The sequence below is a fragment of the Mesorhizobium sp. M0833 genome, assembly GCF_040319905.1.
Lineage (GTDB): Bacteria > Pseudomonadota > Alphaproteobacteria > Rhizobiales > Rhizobiaceae > Mesorhizobium.
In genome coordinates this window covers 15165-35871 of the sequence record NZ_JAMYOQ010000038.1, presented here as the reverse complement: position 1 = coordinate 35871, position 20707 = coordinate 15165, and the positions used below count along the sequence as shown (strand labels likewise).

12 protein-coding genes and 7 pseudogenes are annotated in these 20707 nt (G+C 57.8%); 13 read left to right on the top strand and 6 right to left on the bottom strand.

Annotation, left to right across the window (positions count from 1 at the left end):
- The first annotated feature begins 56 nt into the window (after nt 1–56).
- Nucleotides 57–206, top strand: coding sequence for a hypothetical protein (locus NKH98_RS28620; protein ID WP_352903550.1), 150 nt, complete (start codon nt 57–59; stop codon nt 204–206).
- Here NKH98_RS28620 and NKH98_RS28615 read toward each other — a convergent pair.
- From NKH98_RS28615 to NKH98_RS28605, 3 genes are all read right to left on the bottom strand, one after another.
- On the bottom strand, nt 191–1027 hold the full coding sequence (locus NKH98_RS28615) for an IS3 family transposase (RefSeq protein ID WP_352903572.1): 837 nt from the start codon (nt 1025–1027) through the stop codon (nt 191–193). The two genes, NKH98_RS28620 and NKH98_RS28615, sit on opposite strands and share 16 nt — an antisense overlap.
- 103 nt (nt 1028–1130) lie before the next feature.
- A complete protein-coding gene (locus tag NKH98_RS28610; protein WP_352903548.1) occupies nt 1131–1328 on the bottom strand; it encodes a hypothetical protein in 198 nt (65 codons plus the stop codon).
- 322 nt (nt 1329–1650) lie between these two features.
- Entirely contained in the window at nt 1651–2412 is a 762-nt protein-coding gene (locus NKH98_RS28605) for a CmcI family methyltransferase (protein ID WP_352903546.1), read from the bottom strand.
- Between the two features lie 259 nt (nt 2413–2671).
- Between NKH98_RS28605 and NKH98_RS28600 the strand changes: the two are divergent.
- Nucleotides 2672–3676 (top strand): annotated as a pseudogene (locus tag NKH98_RS28600) (IS110 family RNA-guided transposase).
- Between the two features lie 261 nt (nt 3677–3937).
- Nucleotides 3938–4294: pseudogene (locus tag NKH98_RS28595) on the top strand (transposase); the annotation flags it as partial.
- 670 nt (nt 4295–4964) lie between these two features.
- Here the strand turns inward: NKH98_RS28595 and NKH98_RS28590 are convergent.
- The gene (locus NKH98_RS28590; protein ID WP_352903544.1) at nt 4965–6002 is read right to left on the bottom strand and encodes an IS110 family RNA-guided transposase; all 1038 of its coding nucleotides are present in this window, start codon (nt 6000–6002) and stop codon (nt 4965–4967) included.
- A gap of 155 nt (nt 6003–6157) precedes the next feature.
- Between NKH98_RS28590 and NKH98_RS28585 the strand changes: the two genes are divergently transcribed.
- Nucleotides 6158–7531, top strand: a complete 1374-nt coding sequence (locus NKH98_RS28585; protein ID WP_352903542.1) for a transposase — start codon at nt 6158–6160, stop codon at nt 7529–7531.
- A 436-nt stretch (nt 7532–7967) separates the two neighbouring features.
- A pseudogene (locus NKH98_RS28580) lies at nt 7968–8982 on the top strand (IS110 family RNA-guided transposase).
- Between the two features lie 255 nt (nt 8983–9237).
- Here the strand turns inward: NKH98_RS28580 and NKH98_RS28575 are convergent.
- Nucleotides 9238–10011: an IclR family transcriptional regulator gene (locus tag NKH98_RS28575; RefSeq protein WP_352903541.1), complete on the bottom strand. Its 774-nt coding sequence runs from the start codon at nt 10009–10011 to the stop codon at nt 9238–9240.
- Between the two features lie 180 nt (nt 10012–10191).
- Between NKH98_RS28575 and NKH98_RS28570 the strand changes: the two are divergent.
- Nucleotides 10192–10411 (top strand): annotated as a pseudogene (locus NKH98_RS28570) (IS66 family transposase); the annotation flags it as partial.
- A 37-nt stretch (nt 10412–10448) separates the two neighbouring features.
- Here the strand turns inward: NKH98_RS28570 and NKH98_RS28565 are convergent.
- Nucleotides 10449–11687: an ATP-grasp domain-containing protein gene (locus NKH98_RS28565; protein ID WP_352903540.1), complete on the bottom strand. Its 1239-nt coding sequence runs from the start codon at nt 11685–11687 to the stop codon at nt 10449–10451.
- A gap of 1216 nt (nt 11688–12903) precedes the next feature.
- Here NKH98_RS28565 and NKH98_RS28560 point away from each other — a divergent pair.
- The 7 genes and pseudogenes from NKH98_RS28560 to NKH98_RS28530 form a co-directional block, all read left to right on the top strand.
- A pseudogene (locus NKH98_RS28560) lies at nt 12904–14222 on the top strand (IS30 family transposase); the annotation flags it as partial.
- Nucleotides 14223–15070: 848 nt separating this feature from the next.
- Nucleotides 15071–15832, top strand: a complete 762-nt coding sequence (locus tag NKH98_RS28555) for an SDR family NAD(P)-dependent oxidoreductase (RefSeq protein WP_352903538.1) — start codon at nt 15071–15073, stop codon at nt 15830–15832.
- A 23-nt stretch (nt 15833–15855) separates the two neighbouring features.
- Nucleotides 15856–16697 (top strand): annotated as a pseudogene (locus NKH98_RS28550) (SDR family NAD(P)-dependent oxidoreductase).
- Nucleotides 16698–17571: 874 nt separating this feature from the next.
- Nucleotides 17572–18279, top strand: a complete 708-nt coding sequence (locus tag NKH98_RS28545; protein WP_352903536.1) for a class I SAM-dependent DNA methyltransferase — start codon at nt 17572–17574, stop codon at nt 18277–18279.
- Between the two features lie 236 nt (nt 18280–18515).
- A complete protein-coding gene (locus tag NKH98_RS28540) occupies nt 18516–19511 on the top strand; it encodes an isopenicillin N synthase family dioxygenase (protein ID WP_352903534.1) in 996 nt (331 codons plus the stop codon).
- 42 nt (nt 19512–19553) lie between these two features.
- Nucleotides 19554–19963, top strand: a pseudogene (locus NKH98_RS28535) (IS66 family transposase); the annotation flags it as partial.
- A 409-nt stretch (nt 19964–20372) separates the two neighbouring features.
- Nucleotides 20373–20705, top strand: a complete 333-nt coding sequence (locus tag NKH98_RS28530) for a LysR family transcriptional regulator (protein ID WP_352903532.1) — start codon at nt 20373–20375, stop codon at nt 20703–20705.
- Nucleotides 20706–20707: the final 2 nt, after the last annotated feature.

Here is a 20707-nt window from a genome sequence, read left to right as displayed (position 1 = left end):
GCGACGGTGTTGTTGGCCACCGCAGAAAGCTCGTATTCGTTCCCGGCACATAGGACTTGAGCGACATCGTCGTGCGGCTCAAAGGAAAATGTGCCACCGGCGGATCAAGTGAGAGCGCTACAAATATTAACCTGACCCTGCGCCGAACGGGCCAGCCGCAATTCAATGCCTTGGTCATGCAGCTCGCGCTTCAACGCGTCGAATAATCCGCGCGGCGGATCAACCAAATTGCTATGTAAAAAGGGCGTCGACGTACGGTCGCGCAGTTTCCGCCTCTGCGAAATACGTGGCTGCATCTTCCTGTGATGGGATGCGCCGACATACTGTCCGGGAACGCCATCTTTACGCTCCTTGAGACCGGGACTGCCACTAAAGTTCGCTGTGATCTCCTCGGCTTCTTCATGAAGCTTTCCGCTTTCGCATTATCGTAGGGATTGCCGCGCCGGCCCATCGATCCAATAAGATCGTGCTCGGCGAGAACGTTGCGGTAGAGGAGTGCGGCATATTGCGACCCTCGGTCCGAGTGATGGACGCAGCCCGGCGGGGGTTTTCGTCGTTCGATGGCCTTCAATGCTGCAATGGTCAAGCGCGCGTCGATCGACCGACCGATGGCGTAACCAACGACCTTGCGTGACCAGGCATCCAAAATGACCGCGACGTAGACGAAGCCCGCCCCAATCGTCACGTATGTTGTGTCGCTCACCCAGAGCTGGTTCGGGCCGTCGGGTGTCACGTTCTTCCCCAGGTTCGGGAAGATCGGCAACTCGTGATCGCTGTCCGTAGTGGCGATGAAGCGCCGCCTGATCCTGGGCTGCAGATCGTGCTCGCGCATCAACCGTCTGACCTTCTTGTGGTTGACGACGATGCCGCGCTGCCGCAGCGCCGCCTGCATGCGGCGATAGCCGTAAGCTTCGAAGCTGTCGGAGATCTCACCCATCGTCTCGACGAGCGCTGTGTCATCCACGGCGGTTTCGGGCTGATCGTAGTAGGTTGATCGCGCGATCCCCAGCCGGCATCCTTCAGCGATGGAGACACCGCCGGGCCGGTGATCACGGATGTAGTCCCGCTTCTCGGACGTGGTGCGCTTTTCAGAGCCCCCTTTAGAAACTCAATTTCCAAGGCTTGCTGGCCTACCAGCCGCTCCAGCGCTGCGATCCGCGCCTCATAGGTCTGCATCGTGTCGGCCGCCGCCACGTCTTCGTCGAAGGAGCCGGCAGGTTACGCGGCAGTTCGTGCCGCTTGGCGAGACCATGCAGCGTCTCGCCGGACAGGAACTCCTGCACTACCTGACGTTTGAACTCGATGCTGTGCGTGCGATAAGTCACCATGGGCTTCCATCCTTCGAAAGCCCGGCTTCCAAGTCAATTCTGCTTGTTCATCCTGCCCGGTCCGAGGGGCGCACTCCAGATTGGGGCCAATTTTGCACGTCGATTCACAGATTCCTGAGCCTGAGGTGGCCCGTCATCCGATAAGGCCGCAATCCAAGGCCTGACACAAGTCCGCACTCGATTACGCGCTCAACAGTTCAAATTTTCCTTGCAAGGCGGCTGGCATCCACACAAGCTAGGCCATCGTGATTTCCATCGAATCTCCCAGATCCGACGGAATCACAACCTGCTGAAATCCCTCAACTCTTTTTCGAACTGACACTTACGACTTTCGAAGCCATGCATTTGGAGCACAGGTAAAATTCGTACCGAACGCGTCCGTGTAATAAGTATCGATTAAAAATCCAAATTGCTCGATCAACTGTAAGCCTTCAATAATCTCTTTATTTGCTCGCATTGGGTTATCTTCTATTACATAGTAATCACCAGATACAAGAAATTTTTCCAAGTAAGAAAATATAGAAAATATTTGTACGTGCGCGTCGTCGATTACAAGCCAAGGATGAGGTAACCTCATCAGTAGACCTTCGTCGAAATTGGAAGTGTTTGAAAGATCAATTTGATGAAATGTAATCATCGGATGCTTTGCATGTTCATGGATGCATTCCGTATTGATATCGAAAGAATGAACTTCACCTTTATCGTCGCAGAGCACAGACATCTGATCGGCGAACCACAGTCCGCTTCCACCCTGAAGAGAACCGAGTTCCAGAATTGTCTTTGGCTGAAGTTCCCAGATAAGCCTCGTGTACAAATATAGATCAAAAGGGGTCTTGAGATTGATTAACCCTTTGTACGTTTGCGCCAAGGCCCCAACTTTCGTGTATTGGTTAGGAAAAAGCTTTGCGTGAAAAGACGAGTTCCATCCTCGTGCCGATGGCTTTGCAAAGCGGTCGGAACACTCAGCATTCATAGCGCTGCTTAGTGCGATTGCCCAATCAAAATATCCACCCGGCTTTATTTGGTCCGGGTAGTTCTTGAGGGCGGCTTCGCAAAAAGCCTTATAGCCCGAAGCAAGTTTCATAGGTCTATCTCCTTACCGCGTCTGTCATTGTCCCTTAAGGGTGAGCTCGATTGATCCCCTACAACCAAATAAACCATGGCCTTCCTCCCTTGGGGAGCCACCAAATCAAGTAGGGCCTAAGTTAAGAGGCCGTTTGGAAAATCGAGGGTTGGGGTGTTGTGGTGAGGCTATTTGTGATTATGGGATGGCCCGCCCCTCTCTGGAGCGATCCGTTAGGATTGCATTGTTTGGAAGGAGAGAGGAACGGACCGATGTCTATATTGTGCTAGGGATTGATCTTGGCAAGAACGTGTGCAGCCTCGTCGGGCTGGATGAGACTGGCGCTGTTGTTCTGCGCTGCCGCCTACGCCGTGACGGCGTTGCGGACTTGGTCGGGAAGATGGAGCCTTGCGTCGTGGCTATGGAAGCATGCTGCGGCGCACACCATCTTGGCCGAGTGCTCGGAGCTTCCTATCACACGATCCGGCTGATGTCGCCGGAATATGTTTGGCCATATGTGAAGTGCCGGAAGAATGATGCTGCCGATGCCGAGGCCGTCGCGTAGGCGGCGACGCGACCGACGATGCGCTTCGTGCCGGTCAAGAGCGAGGCACAGTCGGATATCCAGGCGTTGCATCGGGGGCGCTCGCGTCTGGTGGCGGAGCGAACAGCGCTGCTCAACCATCTGCGCGCTCTTTTGCTTGAGCGCGGAAGCGTTGTGGCGCAGGGGAGGCGCAAGCTGGAGGATGCGCTTTCAGTCTTCGCCGATAAGGACGATCTCGTCTGTCGCCGCGCATGCGGGTTCTGATCGAAGACTTATGCGCCGAGGGCGCAGCCTTGATGAGCGGATAGCCGCATTGGGTGCCGAGTTCGTGCACATGGCGCGCGAGGACGAGGCGGCACGTCGCTTTTCGACGATCCCTGGCATCGAGGTTATCAACGCCACCGCACTGACGGCTGCTGTCGGCGACGCACGGAGCTTCGGCGCGGCCGTGACCTTGCCGCCTGGAGGGCCTGACGCCGCGGCAGGCGACCACCGGAGGCAAGCCGAGACTGCTCGGCATATCCAAGCGCGGCAACCGCTACCTGCGAGCGAACTTGATGCACGGCGCTCGCGCGGTGCTGCCGCGCATCATGGTCCAGGAGACGGCGCTGGGCCGATGGGCACGAAGCCTGTCAGCGAGGGCGCACAAACGTCGTCGTAGCGCTGGCGGCTAAGCTCGCTCGCATCGTCTGGGCGGTGCGGAAAGAGCGCGGTTTCGATCCGGCAATCGCGGCAGCATAGGAATGTGACGGTCATCGGCCCTGTGCCGATGGTCGCGACAATCTGCTAGTGATGAGAAGAAGATGGCCTGACAATCGAACGGCCTTGGAAACCTGAAGCCTTGAACGGTCATCGAGACCGCTGTGATTATGAGGAGCAGGCTGCGCGAATCACCATCTTGGCCGGGACAGGATCCCGAGACCGGATACGTTGACGCAGACTGAACAGAGCAATCTTCAAAACACCCTTGCAGACGAGGCGGGCCATACGTTCAAGCTGTGGATGTGGACCAAACAGAACCGTGGCCGGATGGCCCAGATCGCCAAGGAGACGAAGCGTTACCCGTCTGATTTGACGGACGAGGAATGAGACCAGATCAGCTCCGCTGATGCCCAAGCCCGGGCGTCGGAGTGGTCCGCTCGAGGTCGATTTCCGCGAGGTGATCAACGCCGTGCGCTACCTGTCAGTTCCGGTTGCGGCTGGCGGATCCTGCCGAGCCACTTCGGGCCGTGGCAGACGGTCTACGGCTGCCTCCGCGAGTTGGCGCGTGCGCTTTCTGTTCCAAACCATCCACGACGTGGCGCTGATGCTGGATCGCGAGCGGGGCGCGAAGCCAGTCCCACGGCCGCCGTGACCGATAGATGGGGTTCCTTGATCGCGGAGCTGATTGCAAGCTCCTTTTCGGCGTATCCATGTTCCTGCCGGCTCTGTGGTTCTCTTCGCGGTTAACACTGGGTGGCCGCATGTTAGCGTTCGAGACGTGGGTGCCTCAATGTAATCGACGCAGTACCTTAAGTTAGGGCTGCCTCCCCATCTACGAGATCACCGAGTCACGTCCTGGCAGGGACATTCCCCGCCGAAAGGGCGGATCTTGCTTAATGCTTAGCTGGTGATCACGCGGTCGCCTCCTCCTTGACCAGCGGCACAACGGTCCTGTTTCCAGACCAATCTTCACAACCGATGGTGCATGCTTGCGAATGGCAGCTTCCGGTGGATAGTGTTGAAAAAGTCCGGGTTGCAGCAGTCCTGAAGCACTTCTCTATTCGGCATGTTGAGGTCAAGCGCTTTCGAGCTTGCGGCTTCTCCGGCGTTTGACGTCTTTCGCGGGGCCTCGCTTCTCTACCGGATCGGCTTTAGCCCTCCCAGCATGGGATCAGGAGAATGAAGCGGCACAATCTGATTCGCGGCCTGATCGGCTGCAGTGAGCGACCGGTCCGAGTGCTTCAACGAACTCGCCTCATCCATCGTCCCGCGAAGGACGTGCTTCCGCCGGTGGCGGAACTTGTCTCTCTCCTTACGGCCTTCCCGGTCAGATAGCGGCTGGCGAGGCCTCCCGCGTCCAGCGGAATTCGGTGCCGTCCACCCACATGCGGTGCATGATGACCGCCAGCCGGCGGGCTAGTGCGACGATCGCTTTTCGCAGACCGCACCGCTTGGCGACATTCATCGCCCACGCCTTCAGCCATGACCACTTCTTGACGCGCGTTAGCATCACTTGGGCGGCTTCGTAGAGCAAGGTGCGCATCATCCCGTCGCCGCACAGCGAGACGCGACCCACGCGGTGACTTTCACCTGATTGGTTGAGCACCGGCGTCAGTCCCAGGATGAACCCCACCGTTTTGGAGTTTCTGAATCGCTGTGGAATGTCGATCGTCGCGGTATAAGCCAGCGCCACCACAGGACCGACGCCGGAGATCGTCATCAAGCGCCGACAGACCTCATCGTCCCGCACGATTCTCAGAAGTCTGCGATGTAGAACTGTAAACTGTTCTCGCAGCTTGCAGCGCGCCTCCAGCAGCGGCGTGACAATTTCGGCCAGTTCACAGCGTCCTTCGACGAGCTCGCGAATCCGATCCTCAAACTTGACGGTCCCGACGACGCCAACCTTGAGCCCAAAATTGCGCAACAGGCCGCGCAGGTCGTTCTCGATGGCGAGGGCCTTTTCCTGCAGCAGCTTGCGCGCCGTCAGCAGCGCGCGGCGCTTCTGGCTCGTCAGCGTCTTGACATGCACCGGGCGGAACAGGTTGACGCGCATCATCTGTGCGATGCCGCGCGCATCATTGCGATCCGTCTTGTTCGGCCGCGCCTTGAGGAATGCCTTGGTGTGTCGGGTCTCGATGCAGATTGCCGGCAAACCGGCCCTGGCCAGGCCTTCGAACAGCCATTGCGACAACGGTCCGGCCTCGAGCCCGATCCGCTCGATGCGCAAGGCGGGATCTTTCAGAACCGCGGTGAGGTCGTCGGGGTGGCTGACCATCTTGACCTCGCGGCAGATCTTGCCAGTTTCATCGACAATGCAAACGGCGGTCTCTTTTACCGAGATATCCAATCCGGCATAATGCTTCATGCTGCGTTTCCTTTCCTGATGCTTGTGGCTGTAGCTGCAGACCACGTTCTATCATCAGCTCGGAGCGCAGCACCTCCGTCCATCACCGTCAAAGATGGGGCTCAAGCCGAATATCCCATCTGATTCAATCTTCGTCGTAAGAGGAGATTGAGTCGATGATGGGCGAGCAAAGTGTGATGCAGGAGGAGCTGTTCTACGGCTTCAGCCTGGAGCGGCATGTGCCGGCGGATCACCTGCTCAGAGCGATCGACCACTTCGTCGACCTGTCCGCCATCCGCCAGCATCTGGCGCCCTTCTACAGCTCGATCGGCCGTCCCTCGATCGACCCTGAGCTGCTGATCCGCATGCTGATCGTCGGCTATTGCTTCGGCATCCGCTCGGAGCGCCGGCTGTGCGAGGAGGTACATCTGAACCTGGCCTATCGGTGGTTCTGCCGGCTTGGTCTCGAGGGTGATGTGCCTGACCACTCAACCTTCTCCAAGACCCGCCACGGCCGCTTCCGCGATGCCGACCTGCTGCGCGAACTGTTCGAGACCGTCGTCCGGCGCTGCATAGCTGAAGGGCTCGTCGGCGGCGAAGGCTTTGCGGTCGATGCCAGCATGATCGTCGCCGACGCCCATCGTCAGCGCGGGATCGAAACGGCCGAGGACCTCAATCCCAAAGCCAAGCGGGCCGTGGCTGAGTATCTCGCCACTCTGGATGACGCCGCCTTCGGGGCCGCCACGCCGGTGGAGCCCAAGTTCGTCTCCCCTGTTGATCCCGCCGCGCGCTGGACTGCCGCTTGGGGTGGCCCAGCCGTCTATGCCTATTGCACGAACTATTTGATCGACGTGGAGCACGCCATCATCGTGGACGTGGAGCCCTCGACCGCGGTGCGCCAGGCCGAGGTGACGGCCGCCAAGACTATGATCGAGCGGGCGCACGACGAGCTCGGCCTCTGGCCGGAGCGGCTGATTGCCGACACCGGCTACGGCTCGGCCGAAATGCTGAACTGGTTGGTGCATGAGCGTGGGATCGAGCCGCATATCCCGGTCTTCGACAAGTCTAGGCGCAAGGATGGCACCTTCTCGCGCGACGACTTCACCTACGACCATAAGGCCGATACATACATCTGTCCTGGCGGGAAGACGCTCAGGCAGCGCCAGAAGACCTATCGGATGCCACACCCTCTCGTCGACGAGAATGGCATGATGCGCTATCGCGCCAGCAAGCTGGATTGCGACGCCTGTGCCCTGAAGCCCAGCTGTTGCCCGAAGGAGCCGGCGCGCAAGGTGCTGCGCTCGATCTATGAGGGCGCGCGCGACATGGCCCGCGACATCGCAAAGACAGACGCCTACCAGACCTCACGCTATCAGCGGAAGAAGGTGGAGATGCTGTTCGCGCACCTCAAGCGCATCCTGAAGCTCGATCGATTGCGATTGCGCGGCCCCTGTGGTGCCCGCGATGAGTTCCACCTTGCAGCCATCGCCCAGAACCTCAGGAAATTGGCCAAGATTTGCACCCTCGGAACAAACGTCCGAGCCACTTAAGGCGAGGAGGTCGCGTCGACCTTAATCAAGACGCTTCGGTGCGAGTGGATCCACGGCTTCATCGCCGACTTCTTCAACACTATCGGTGTTGAGGCAACCTTGCCACGCCACACCATGGCGCCGGCTTCGTCAAGAGCGCATTGCGGCGCGCCGATCAGGATGAGATTCTCTCCCAGATGGTCGCGCTATAACGCATGCCGATGTCAGGTCGATGGAAACATCCAGACCAACAAAGTGCTTCATCCATTCTATTTCTCCACATGGCGAGATCAAACGTCAGCAGTTTAGCTGAGTGCTGCATGCTCCGTGATCACGCCATGTATTCGGCTTAAGCCTCATCCTTTGGCGGTGATGCCATCAAGGTGCTGCGCTTCGAGCTGATGATAGAACGTGGTCTGTGAGCCACAGCCACAAGCATCAGGAAAGGAAGCGCAGCATGAAGCACTATATCGGGCTCGATGTTTCGGTGAAAGAGACCGCCGTTTGCATTGTCGAAGACACTGGCAGGATCTGCCGGGAAGTGAGGGTGGTCAGTCACCCTGACGATCCCTTCACGTCCTGACGGATCCTGCCTTGAACGTTGAACGGGTCGGCCTCGAGGCCGGGCTCTAATCGCAATGGCTTTTCGAGGGGCTGGCAAGCGCCGGGTTGCCGGTCATCTGCATCGAGACGCGCCATGTGAAAGCGTCCTGAAGGCGCAGCCAAACAAGACGGATCGCAATGACGCACTCGGCATTGCGCAGATGATGCGGGTCAACCTGTACCGCCCGGTGCATGTTAAGACGCTCACGAGCCAGAAGCGGCGGGCACTGTTGACTGCCCGCAAGCTGCTGCAGGGGAAGGCGATCGCCTCGAGAACGACATTCGCGGTCTTCTAAGCAACTTCGGTCTCAACGTCGGTATTGTGGGAACAGTGAAGTTGGAGGAGCGTATTCGCGATCTCGTCGCAGGCATGCCCGATCTCGAAGAGATCATGGCACCATTGCTTGCCGCTCGGCGGAAGCTGCGTGAGGAATTCTCTCACCTGCACCGAAAAGTATTGACGATCACCAAGGACGATACGACCTGCAACCGCTTAACAACTATCCCCGGCGTCGGCTGCATCACTGCGCTGGCCTTCACCAGCACCATCGATATTCCGGCCCGCTTCCACAGGTCCAAGGCGGTGGGGCCGGTTCTGGGGCTGACGCCGGCCCTCAATGAATCGGGCGAAAGTCGGCGCGTGGGGCCGGCATGTTGCGAACATTGCTTTATGAAGCCGCCCAAGTGTTGCTGACGCGCGTGACGAGATGGTCATGGCTGAATGCCTGGGCGATGACGTCGCCAAGCGGCGTGGCTTGTGTAAGGCAATCGTCGCACTCGCACGTCGCCTGGCGGTGATCATGCATCGCATGTGGCTGGATGGCACCGAATTCCGCTGGACGCGAGAAGCCTCACTGGCCGCCGTCTGACTCGGAACGCCGCAAAGGAGGGAAACAAAGTTCCGCCAACCGGTGGAAACACGTCCTTCGCGGGACGATGGATGAGGTGAGTTCGCTTAGTGCCTCGTGCCGATTGCATCGTGCGGTCAGGACGCGATTCAGATTGGGCCACCTCATTCTCCTGGTCCCATGCTGGGAGGGCGAAACGCCGATCCCGAAGAGAAGCGAGGCCCTGCGGAAGACGCCAAAGCTCCGGACACATTGAAAGCTCGAAAGCGCTTGACCTCAACACGCCGAATAGAGAAGGCTCTCAGATAGCAATTTCGCTGCTCGGCCTAAGGGCTCACGGAAGCTTTGAAGCTCTTCAAAGCTGATGCGGGCAACTGGAACGGAGACGCCGAGACAAGCAATCAAAGTTCCGCCCGGGGCGAGAATGGGAACGGCGCATCCAACCACACCTTTGACGAACTCTTCGTTGGTCCGAGCCCATCCTTCCCTGCGAGTTGCTTCTAGAACGGCGAGAAGGGCATCAGGATTAGTTATCGTCCTGTCAGTATGCTGCTCCATCTGCAGAGACCGAATTAGCTTTTCACGCGGCTTCAAAGGAAGGATGCTCAAGTAAATTTTGCCAGTGGACGTACAATAGAGGGGCGCACTATACCCAGGATCAAATTGTAGTCCTTGGGCGGGCTTTACTCGTACGCTGTCGACATAGACGACGGCATTGTTTCGCGCGATGCCAATCTCGCATTGCTCGCCGATTTCTGCTGCGACATTCTGGAGAACAGCGTGCCGTCGCGCCGTTCGAAAGGCTGAGCCAATCGTCTTGCCAGCAAGTACGACTAGGTTGTTCCCGACAACGAGATGTTTAGTGCCCGGCGCGCGCTGCAGCAATCCGCGGGACTCGAGATTGTTGATCAATCTGTGTGCTGTTGCCAAGGGCAGGTCGAGATTTTTGGCAATCTCCGCCGCGGTTACCGCTTTGTGTTGAGTTGCCCCAAAATCAAGGATTGCAAATGCGCGATCCAACGGTCCATTCGAATTGGCGTTCAAGCTCATATGTAATTCTCATTGGATTCAGAGAGGCTAAAAAAAGAGAACAGAATTCCCGAAAATCGATCGTAACAGTGGATCTTCAATTTGAGAATGTCTTGGGCAATTCGAAATAGTATCCCGCTTCAACTTATCTGGCTGCACCGCGGCAGAATGCGGCCCGCAGTGACGCGCTGCTGCACTGCTCGCTCCGCTCCAGCCATCCTAGAATCGAGTTGCTGGGCCCACAGCCGGCGCAAGGTGTTCGATCTCGCCGATATCGAAGGGGGCGTAAGAAGGCACGCGGCGAGAAGCCCAACCTGGTCTACCCCTTGGCGGTGGAAGCCCTGCACGCATTGATACCCTGTTCGATATCGAGCGGGAGATCAACGGACTGTCGCTGGGTCAGCGCCGTGCCGAGCGCCAGCCCGGGGCGTCCAGCCCCGTGCACCTGCGTGGGGAGGTTAAGGCCGCAGATTTCCCGTGTTCGGAAATGGCGTGATTGACCAAGTGATTGAGGCGACCGCAGCCTGAAGTATCGCATCGGTCCGAGCGCGGCTGGGCGAAGCGGCGATGATATGTCCGATCCAATCTCGCTCATCGCCGTTCCTAACGATCGGCGTCTTGGGTCCAAGATACAATTTGACCTCGGCGACACCTTCTAGAGCAGCCGCCTGACTGTCGTCTCCGATCCAATCCAGCATGCCATCGCGATCAGCAACCAGGATTCGCGCGGCCGCAGCATGCGAATGCCTTCTGCGCAAATTCGATTCGTCGCCGATGACAATCTTGATGTGCTCGGCGACGAGATCGACGCCATAAGCCAACTTAACCATTTGAGGATCTGGCGTGCCAGGAAGACGCGGATTGACTTCAATGACGACTGGGCCACGCTTCGTCCACCGAAGTTCAATGTTCGTTGGTCCCCAGCCAAGGCCGAGAGCTGTCAAAGAGCTTAGCGAAACGTCTGCGATACGCTCATGCTCTTGCTCAGTCAGCGGGGCCGGAAAGCTGAACTCACGAAAGACGAAATGCGGCGGCGGGCCGAAGTCAGCTGCGGTAATCCCAACGACCTCATTTTCCATCGTCTCGGCGATATAATGAGGGCCTTGTGCGAATTCTTCCACCAGTACCCTCGGTGAAGACCGCCATATGTGCTTGCCGCCCAACAAATAGGTTGCATGCTCCACTAACTCATCGGCGTTGCGGCACAATCGGACACCAATGCTGCTGATGCCCACGGCTGGCTTAAGGACCACCGGCAGGCCAATCTCCGCGGCAGCGCTTTCTATGTCCATCGTACTCGCTGCCAAGCGAAAAGCCGGTATTGGAACCCCTGCCTCGGCGAGGAGCTGACGCTGAGCGAATTTGTCGCAACATTGTTCAATCGATGTGGGGTTCGGGCCCGGTAGGTCGAAATGCCGGCAGAGCTTGCCAACTGTCGCATAGACCTCCTCTCTGGTGGATGTAATGCCAGCAATGTCATAGGTTGCGCGGAGTCGGGAACATTCGCGGAGTAGCGCATCGAGATTTTCTGTATCGATATTGATTGCGCCAATTCCTTCCGCCACAAGACGGTCGCAACGAGCTCGATCAGCCGACAGGATAATTGGATGAAGACCAAGATGCTGCGCCGCTTGGATATATAGCAGACCAACACCCGATGTATAACCCTCGAGCAGGATGAGCGCTCTTTTTGCCATGGCTTTTGACTCCTACGTTACGTTGCGGTGTGCAAGGCATTAGCTTTTTGTCATGCCTGATTTCAGACTTCGTCGGGAATGTAGCATATCAGCAATTTGCGACTGTAAAGAGTCTTTGAAGTTATTTGAAGATTTTGTTGCAACGGCCGAATAAATCTGGCGCAAAGGCAAGTAAGATCGAAGCGAATCCTCGCCATTACATTTTGTGTGACATGAATCATCTCAGAATCGCTTTATGTCGCGGCGACACTCGCAAATGACTTGCGGCCGAGCATGTGCCAAAGCGTCACTTGATGCGCCCTGCCCACTACTGCGTTCATTCAGAAATAGGTACTGTGCGTCCAAGTTCATGTGTGGATGCCAGCCGTTTTACAAGAAAGAACCTGAAGCATTGGACATGTGATCGAGTGCGGTCATGTGTCAGGCCTTGATTTGCGGCCCTATGCCGCGCGCCGGTATGGTGATGCGCGGATCAGGTCCAAATCAGCAAAGCGGGCTTGCCTGGGCTCTCAGCTTGACTCGGGTTTTCCTGACCCCGATCGACCAATTGCCCATGCAGTTCATGCCTTCCTCACGTCCCCGACGTCCCGGTATCGAGTGCGTTGCGGGGGATCTCGCAGGTACCGTCGCCGGATCCCGGTAGTTCTCCCGTATCGTCAGCATGGCCCAGATGCCACGCGCCATCTTGTTGGCCAGCGCGATTGCCACCAGCTTGCACGATTTCTTCACCATCAAGCGGACAGTCAGGAGCCGTCGGGCGCGCCCCTCCGAGATGCTATCGAACCACAGCCATGGCGCCCATAATGAGCAACTGCGTGTTTCGTTAAATTCCCGGACACCTTTTTCGCTAAATCCCGGACAATGATGGAGTGCATCCCAAGACTGAGACACAGAAAATCGCGGACACCTCCCGTGTTTAGCTTATGCGGCCTTTTCCATCTGTCGTCCGCGTGAATGCGTATTCCTCCGCCGTGAGGTAGTCGAGCGCCGAATGCAGGCGTTGCGTGTTGTAAACGGTATCGATGAAGGCACCGATAGGCTAGACCTTGCACCTCTTCCTGCGCGTTGTCGTAAGAATTGCCGACAGGGCTCATGCTCGCTGGATACCGTGAAGATGCGAAAGTTCGGAGTAGGCTCCGCAGGCAAATTGGGCGGATTCAAGCGGTCGTCGCAACACCCGAGCGAAGGAGATTGCGATGGTCATTCGAAAGCGAAGATCCACCGGTCTGGGCGGGCGCCATTGCCGTCGCCGGGACGGCCACCAGTGGCGGCGCGATCTGAACTCCAGCGATTCTGGTTGGGGATTGCGCAGGGAATGACCAGCGAGGATGCTGCGCTGACGGCTGGCATGTCGCAACCCGTCGGAACCAGATTGTTCCGAGAGGCAGGCAGCATGCCACCAGCGATGTTCAGTCCCTCGGCCAAGCCGCGTCCGGGTGGTATGTCTCGTTTGCGGAACGTGAGGAGATCGCACTTCTTCGCGTTCAGGGTCTTTCGAGACGCGAGCTCGGACGTCGTCTCGGTCGATCTGCCTCGACCATCTTTCCCGTGAACTCCGACGAAACGCCGCGACGCGCAGCGGCGGCCTGGAGTATCGTGCATCGAAAGCCCGATGGCACGCCGAGCGATCAGGCCGCCGTCCAGAAGTCGCCAAGCTTGCGCTGAACCCAGCTCTACGCCTCTATATCGAGGAAAGGCTTGCCGGAACAGTCGCGGCTGCTCGCGATGTTGTCATTCCTAGTCCTGCGGTCCCCTGGAACGGACGCCGGCATGGGCAAAGAAAGGATCGGCGATGGGGCAAGGCATGGAGCCCGGAGCAGATCGCCCGGAGACGATGAGGATCAGCCATGAAGCCATCTATCAAGCACTCTTCATCCAAGGCCGAGGAGCACTGCGGCGAGAACTGACAGCATGCCTGAGGACCGGGTGCCCATTGCGGACGCCGCGGGCGCGCGTTGGTCAGCGCGGCAAGGGATTCGTGTCATCCGAGATCATGATCAGCCAGCGCCCGGCCGAGGCGGCTGACCGTGCGATTCCGGGGCACTGGGAGGGCGATCTCATTCTGGGCCTTGGCAGTTCGGCAATCGGCACACTCGTCAAGCGCACGACGCGCTTCACGATGCTGTTGCATCTGCCGCGACTGGACGGTCATGGCTAGGTGCCGCGAGCCAAGAATGGACCGGCTCTCGCGGGACATGGTGCCGAGGCTGTTCGGGACGCTATTACGCGCACCATCGTACCTTGCCTCAGGAACTGCGTCGCTCGTTGACTTGGGACCAAGGCGCCGAGATGGCCCAACACGCTGCGCTCCAAGATCGAGACGGGTATCCAGGTCTGCTTCTGCGATCCCCAAAGCCCTTGGCAGCGTGGCACCAACGAGAACACCAATGGGCTGCTGCGCCAATACTTTCCGAAGGCAGGGACCTGAGCGTGCATAGCGCCGAGACACTCACCGCCATTGCCGCGACCCTAAAACGCGAGGCCACGGAAAACCTCGGCTGGAAGACCCCCGCCCAAGCGCTTGACCATTGGCTGGCACAGGATGGAACATACCTGTTGCGACGACCGCTTGATTCCGCCTTGAACACCGCGGTTGGAATGTGCACGGGGCTCCCGGGTTCGGGCAGTAACCAAAAATTGTATCTATGCCTCGTTCGGCCAATTGGCACGAGTTTTGATGCCCTCGTTTTCGAGACGGCAGCAGGTGCAGGGCGAGCGCGCTGCCGAGGATCATCTACCCCTACATAGAGGAACAACCATGAACACTCTCGATCAGCAGACGGAACTGGAGCAAGCCACACGAAAGCGCATCAAGGATTCCCACGCCCCTCGACGGCGACGCCGATCGCTCGACCCACTTCTATCCCGGATGCGCCAGTATTAGAACTCGTCCCCACGCGAGGGCCGTAACAAAATCGTAGCAGTATCGCCGGAATTCCGCTTCCGTGCTGCCATCGGAACTGTGAGGCCGAGGCCGACGGCCTCCGCTCAGGGTAAGCCGACGAGTAGCTCGCCGACCATGGTCGAGCATCTCGGGTGTATCCAAACGTTGTGCAATGGCTTCCATTCGCCGCTATTCATAGGCGAAATAATTCTTTTAAAGAAAATTGAAAAATTTTACTAAAACCGTATGAAGAATTTGCGGGTGTGCATGATATTAAGTGAACTTGAGTAAATTACTTGTATGGCATGGGAGCGTTCAATAACGCGAGATCTTAGTCCTGGTTCACCACGAGGCCGTCACAGCTACGATTTCAGGTTGTCACTCGCACTATTTTGGTCGCTTACGAAAAAGGAGGAACTAGCAATATGCGAGCTTTGATCACTAGGCAGACCGTCAACAATACTCCAGGCCTAATCACTGCGGCTGGGCAATCACTACCATGACGCCTTCCAAGAAGGTGGTTATCGTTGCTGGCGCAAGGTCGGGGATAGGGGAGACCGTCGTACAGGCCTTCGCCGCGACAGAGGCGTCAATCGTATTGGTCGGCCGCGATCGAGAACGGGGCCGACGAGCCCTAGAGTCGGTTAAGAAACTCAATTGTCCGGCCGAATTGATGCTGGGTGATGTGACTGACTCAGCCTTCGCGGACCAGGTGATTAATTCCGCCGTAGAGCGGTTCGGAAAGGTCAGCGGCTTAATCAACAGCGCAGGTATCATACGGCGTGGAAGCGCCCCTGAGACAACTGATGATGACTGGCGTCAGACATTCGACGTTAATGTCAATGGGGTGTTCTACTTTAGCCGCGCCGCCGTGAAGGCTATGAGGAGGACCGGCGGCGGCAGCATTGTCAACATAGCCTCGAATGTTGGGCTGGTTGGCTGTTCCGGGCTGGCTGCCTATTGTGCGTCGAAGGGCGCGCTCGTTCTGTTGACACGCGCCATGGCCCTCGATCACGCCAAAGAGCAAATCAGCATCAATGCCGTCTGTCCTGGCGCCGTTGATACGCCCATGCTTGTGTCAGCCCATAGTAAGCCGGTTAGCCTCGAAGAGGTCCTTCAAAGGAATGTTGATGCGATACCCCAAGGTCGCGTGGCTACTCCGAAAGAAATCGCAAGCTTGACGCTGTTCCTCGCCAGCGAGGAAGCCAGGCACATCACGGGCGTAGCTGTTCCAATAGATGGCGGCTTCACCGCAGGATAGGAGGAAGTTTTGGGTAATCGGCTATCAGGCAAAGGTGCCATTGTCACCGGTGGCAATCCAGGCATAGGGCGGGCCATTGCCGAGAGACTCGTGATGAAGAGGCGACGGTTTTCGTCGGCGATTTATTTGATGAGCGCCCCGCCCCTGTCAGCAGCGTCGAGAGGCTCGCATTTGCGCCTCTTGACGTCACAAAGGAAGCGTCAGTCCGTACATTCGTTGAAGAGGTCCTTCAGAAGTTCGGCAGGATCGACATATTGGTCAACAATGCTGGTGTCGTGATTCATAAGTCGATCGACGAACAGACTGTCGAGGATTGGGATCGACTTATGGCGGTCAATCTCCGTGGTCCGTTTCTAATGGCCAAGTATGTGGCCGCAGAAATGAGACGGATTGGTTCGGGCGCGATCGTCAACATCGGGTCGGTCGAGGGCTTTGTGGTAAACCCTGGCATACAGCCTATGCCGCCACCAAGGCCGGCGTGCACGGTCTCACGCTGGGACTAGCGGTGGACCTTGGACCCGATGGAATACGCTGCAATACCGTGTGCCCAGGTTGGATCGACACCGACTTGAATCGCGTCTATGTCGAGCTCTACCCGGACCGAAGCCTGGTCGAGAGGGAATTGGCACAACTTCACCCGGTTGGAAGGATCGGTTCCCCTAAGGAGATAGCAAATACGGTCCTTTGGCTGGCGAGTGACGAATCCAGCTTCGTTAGTGGTGAAATGATCGCTGTCGATGGCGCGCGAACCAAGAAGCTATCCCTGCCGTCCATCTTGGACGAGGAGTATCGGGCCAGGCTTAGGAAGCAAAGTGCCTCGTCCGAAACCTGCACCCCGCCCCCTTTACCGATCAGGCTTCTCTGATTGGTATTGAGGTCAAGCTCCACCTGCTTTCTTTCCGGACGATGTCGCTCCGTGGGTCACTCGCTTCTCTTCGCGGCAGGCGCAGGCCGCCGCATGACGGGTTGGAGCTAGGCGCCACTCAACCTGTTGAACGACCTTGGGAGAGTTCGTCCCAGGACCGTGCCTGCTAGCGAGATCGCCTTGCCCACCGTTCCCACGCGAACGATCCGGATCACCTTGGCGAATTCATTGTGAATACGCTCCGACAGAAAATTAAAGTAGAGGCAAAGTTACATTAAGAGTATAAAATGTATTATTAGCATTTAATGGCTTGCTGATGCGGAAGTCTGATGATATTTCTGTCGACGTGCCACAATTTGTCCGATTGACATGCGAAAGGAAGCCCCATGTGTACTGTTGAGGATGGAGGCCACGCGGTGTGCCCCACTTGTTTCCACAATGAATCGGATTTATTGGTAACGGAAGCGTTGTGTACGGCCCGGCCGCCACTCTCTTGGGCGCCGGCTATCAGGTAAACAAGATGTCAATCCCGCGTCCACGAACGACTTGCTTGAAAAGGAAGCCTGCCGACGGGACGCATCGCGATGCGTCTTGCGACTAGGGATCTGTTGTTATCTACGGTGCCGCTGCCCCCAACATCTTCGATAAGTTAGCAGGCGAATAGGGCGCCTTGGCCGGGATGGGCCGGACTGCGCTCAGGTCGACACATCCCCACTGAAGACTAGATCGCCCGTCCCCGGCGGCAGCAGTTGGGGTGCATTTCGCTGAAAGCGTCCGCGACAGCTAGGCATGCGGAACGAAGCTCATGGGTCAAGCCGCGGCCACTCGCTCCAATGACAACTGTACCGCATCACTCATACACGGAGGAACTATCATGGACACCCTCGATCAGCAGACTGCTCTGGAGCTAGCCGCACGAAAGCGCATCAAGGATTCCCACGCACTCGACGGCGACGCCGGTCGCTTGGCCCAATTTTATCGCGAATGGGCCAGTTCCTACGAGTTGGATGTGAGCCGCGATGGATACTGCGGGCCGATGATCGTGGCGGAGCTGGCGGGCGCCGTGCAGACGGCCTATTTGGCCAAGCAGCGAGCAGCCATCGCAATTCTGGACGCCGGCTGCGGAACAGGCCTGCTCGGCGTGCAACTGGAACGCCTCGGGTTCCGGTTGATCGACGGGTTCGATCTCTCCGAGGAGATGGCCGAAAAGGCCCGGCAAACCCACGTCTACCGCCACGTCCGAGGCGATGTCGACCTTAACGCGCCGCTCTCCGATTACTCCAGCGCGAGCTATGACATCACGGTCTGCTGCGGCGTCTTCACGCTCGGGCATGTCCGACCGGATGCACTGCGCGAACTGGCTCGCGTCACGCGCCCGAACGGTTTCGTCATCGCAAGCACTCGCAAGAGCTATGCCGAGACAGCATGCTTCGGCGAGGAGGTGCGGCGTCTGCAGCATGAGGGCATACTTGCGCCGACACAGCGTCTAAAGGACGGCAGATACGTTGCGGAGGAGGGCGCACACTATTGGGTTTTCGAGGTACCCGAGAACGCCAGTGCGCCAACGGAGAACCGGTCATGACAGCGTTGCCGCAAAGCTCGCTACCAAAAGCTGGCAGCCGATGCAACGCGACAAGACAAGCGAGCCCCCTGCGTATGCCTGCCAGGAGTTCGGGCTCTTGCTTGTTGAGCACGGCTCCCCCAAAGAAGCACCGCACAAGCTATCCAACGCTTCCCGACGGTTCTTCACGCAACGAGTTCGATGAGAAAATGCGCCAATCGTCGCGCCTGCTCCCGTTGCCAAACAAAGGTGTACTCATGTCCAAGGATATCGTTGCCAAACTGGACGACAAGCTGCGCGCGAAACGCGAAAGATTCGACAAGATCCCGGTGATTGACATCGCGCCGCTTCTCGATGGCAGCAATAAGCAGTTGGTGGCCAAGGAGATACGTTGGGCATTGTCCAACACTGGGTTCATGTATGTGAAGAACCACGGGATTCCGCAGGATTTTGTGGATTCGGTATTCGACGTGAGCCGGCGGTTCTTTGATTTGCCCATGTCGCAGAAGATGAAATTGCATGTAAGCAAAGCGGATGTAGCCCTCCGCGGGTATATCGAGCCGTTCGGGGAGAACACAGATCCGGGCAAGACGAGAGACCTCAAGGAGTGCTTTGACATCGGTCCTGAACGCTCCACGTTGCAAGGTCCGTTTTTTGGCCCCAACCAATGGCCCTCAAACCTGACCGGGTTTCGGAAACTGACGTACGGGTATCATCAAAAAATGGTGGAGCTCGCGAAAAAACTCTTGCAGGGTATTGCGCTCAGTCTGGACCTGTCTGAAAGCTATTTCGAGAGCCTCATGCGGCAACCGATCAGCATTCAGCGCCTGCTTCACTACCCGCCACAGAGTGGCAATATTGACGAAGAGATTATCGGTATTGGCGCCCACACGGATTACGGCAATCTGACCATCCTGGCGCAGGACGACGTTGGTGGTCTTCAGGTCATGAACCGAGATGGCGATTGGATCGAGGGCATTCCCATCCACGGCACATTCGTAATCAACATTGGCGATCTGATTCAGCGGCTCACCAATGATGTCTACCTGGCGAACATGCACCGCGTGGTGAATACCTCGGGACGCGAGCGATACTCAATCCCCTTCTTTATCGACGCTGATTTCAACGCGATTATCGAACCACTGCCCTCATGTGTCACGGACAGCAACCCGCCTCGCTACAACCCGGTGATGTGCGGCGAGCACAAATTCGCGCGTTTCGCAGCAAGTTACGCTCACTTGGCCAAAGCGTGATGAGGCAATTACTCACGTGACACTGCCTGCCGCACTTTGAGGGCCAGACTGGCGGAGCTTGGCAAGGACGTCACCCAGAATGAAGGTCATCCCGGGTCAGTGGAAAGTGATCCAGACCAAGCGCGAGAAGTTCAGCTGTCAAGAATGCGATGCGTCACGCAGCCGGCTGCACCCCTCCATGGGGCCTCGCGCGGCTTTGCCGGGCCGAACCTGTTGGCGATGATCCTGTTTGAGAGGTTCCCCAGCATTAGCCGTTGAACCGGCGGAGCGCGCTGTCACCGCAGGGGCCACCGATCTGAGCCTCTCCAGGCTGGCGAACTAGATCGGCGCCTGTGCCGCGGTGCTGAAGCCGGTGCACGCGCTGATCGAGGTGCATGTGCTTGCTGCCAAGCATCTGCACGCTGACGGGCACCACCGTGCCGATTCTGGCGAGCGGCAGGGTCGATGCCGGCCTCAGCTAGGCCTATATCCGAACTTCGCGATACGGGGAACCGCGTCGTGGCTGCCCCCACGCTGCACCACCTCCGCAGGGAAACGACCGTACGGGCTTCTTCATACTCCTCACACGGTGGCGGGATCGGATCTTCAATGTGACAGTCCCGCGCCTGTCTATCCACAAACCTTGTGTCGGGAGCTAGACAACAATGTCGGAAACCTGACCCAAGGGTCGCCAGGGCGGGCCGTCGGTATGGGGAAGTCGTGCAACTGAAACGGCACGCAACTTGCTCGGGTCACGGCGGACGGCCGCACTCCGTTAAGGAGGCTGGTATGTTTGATCAAAATGGCGGTCCTTTATGGGCCAGAGGACGAGCGGAGAACCTGTTTTTTGGTTCGCGACTCCAGATCTGATCGGATTCTTCAATGGTTGCTCAGTATTACGATCTCCCGTCATTGACTGCCCTCACGGCATTCGAGGCCTCGGCACGCCATCTCTCATTCAAGCTTGCGGCTTCCGAGCTGGGCGTGACATCGGGAGAAATCAGTCGGCAGATCAAAGCCATTGAGGAGGACCTTGGTGTTCCGCTGTTTGTGAAGCGAGGAACCGGCGTGATGCTTACCAGCGCTGGCAAAGACATCTACAGCGTGCTGGCAAGCAGCCTTTCCAAGGCGTCTGATGTCGTCAGGACCATCAAACGCGATCGTTCCCGGAACGTCACGATACCTCCAGCGATGCGTTCGCGTCGATGTGGTTGATG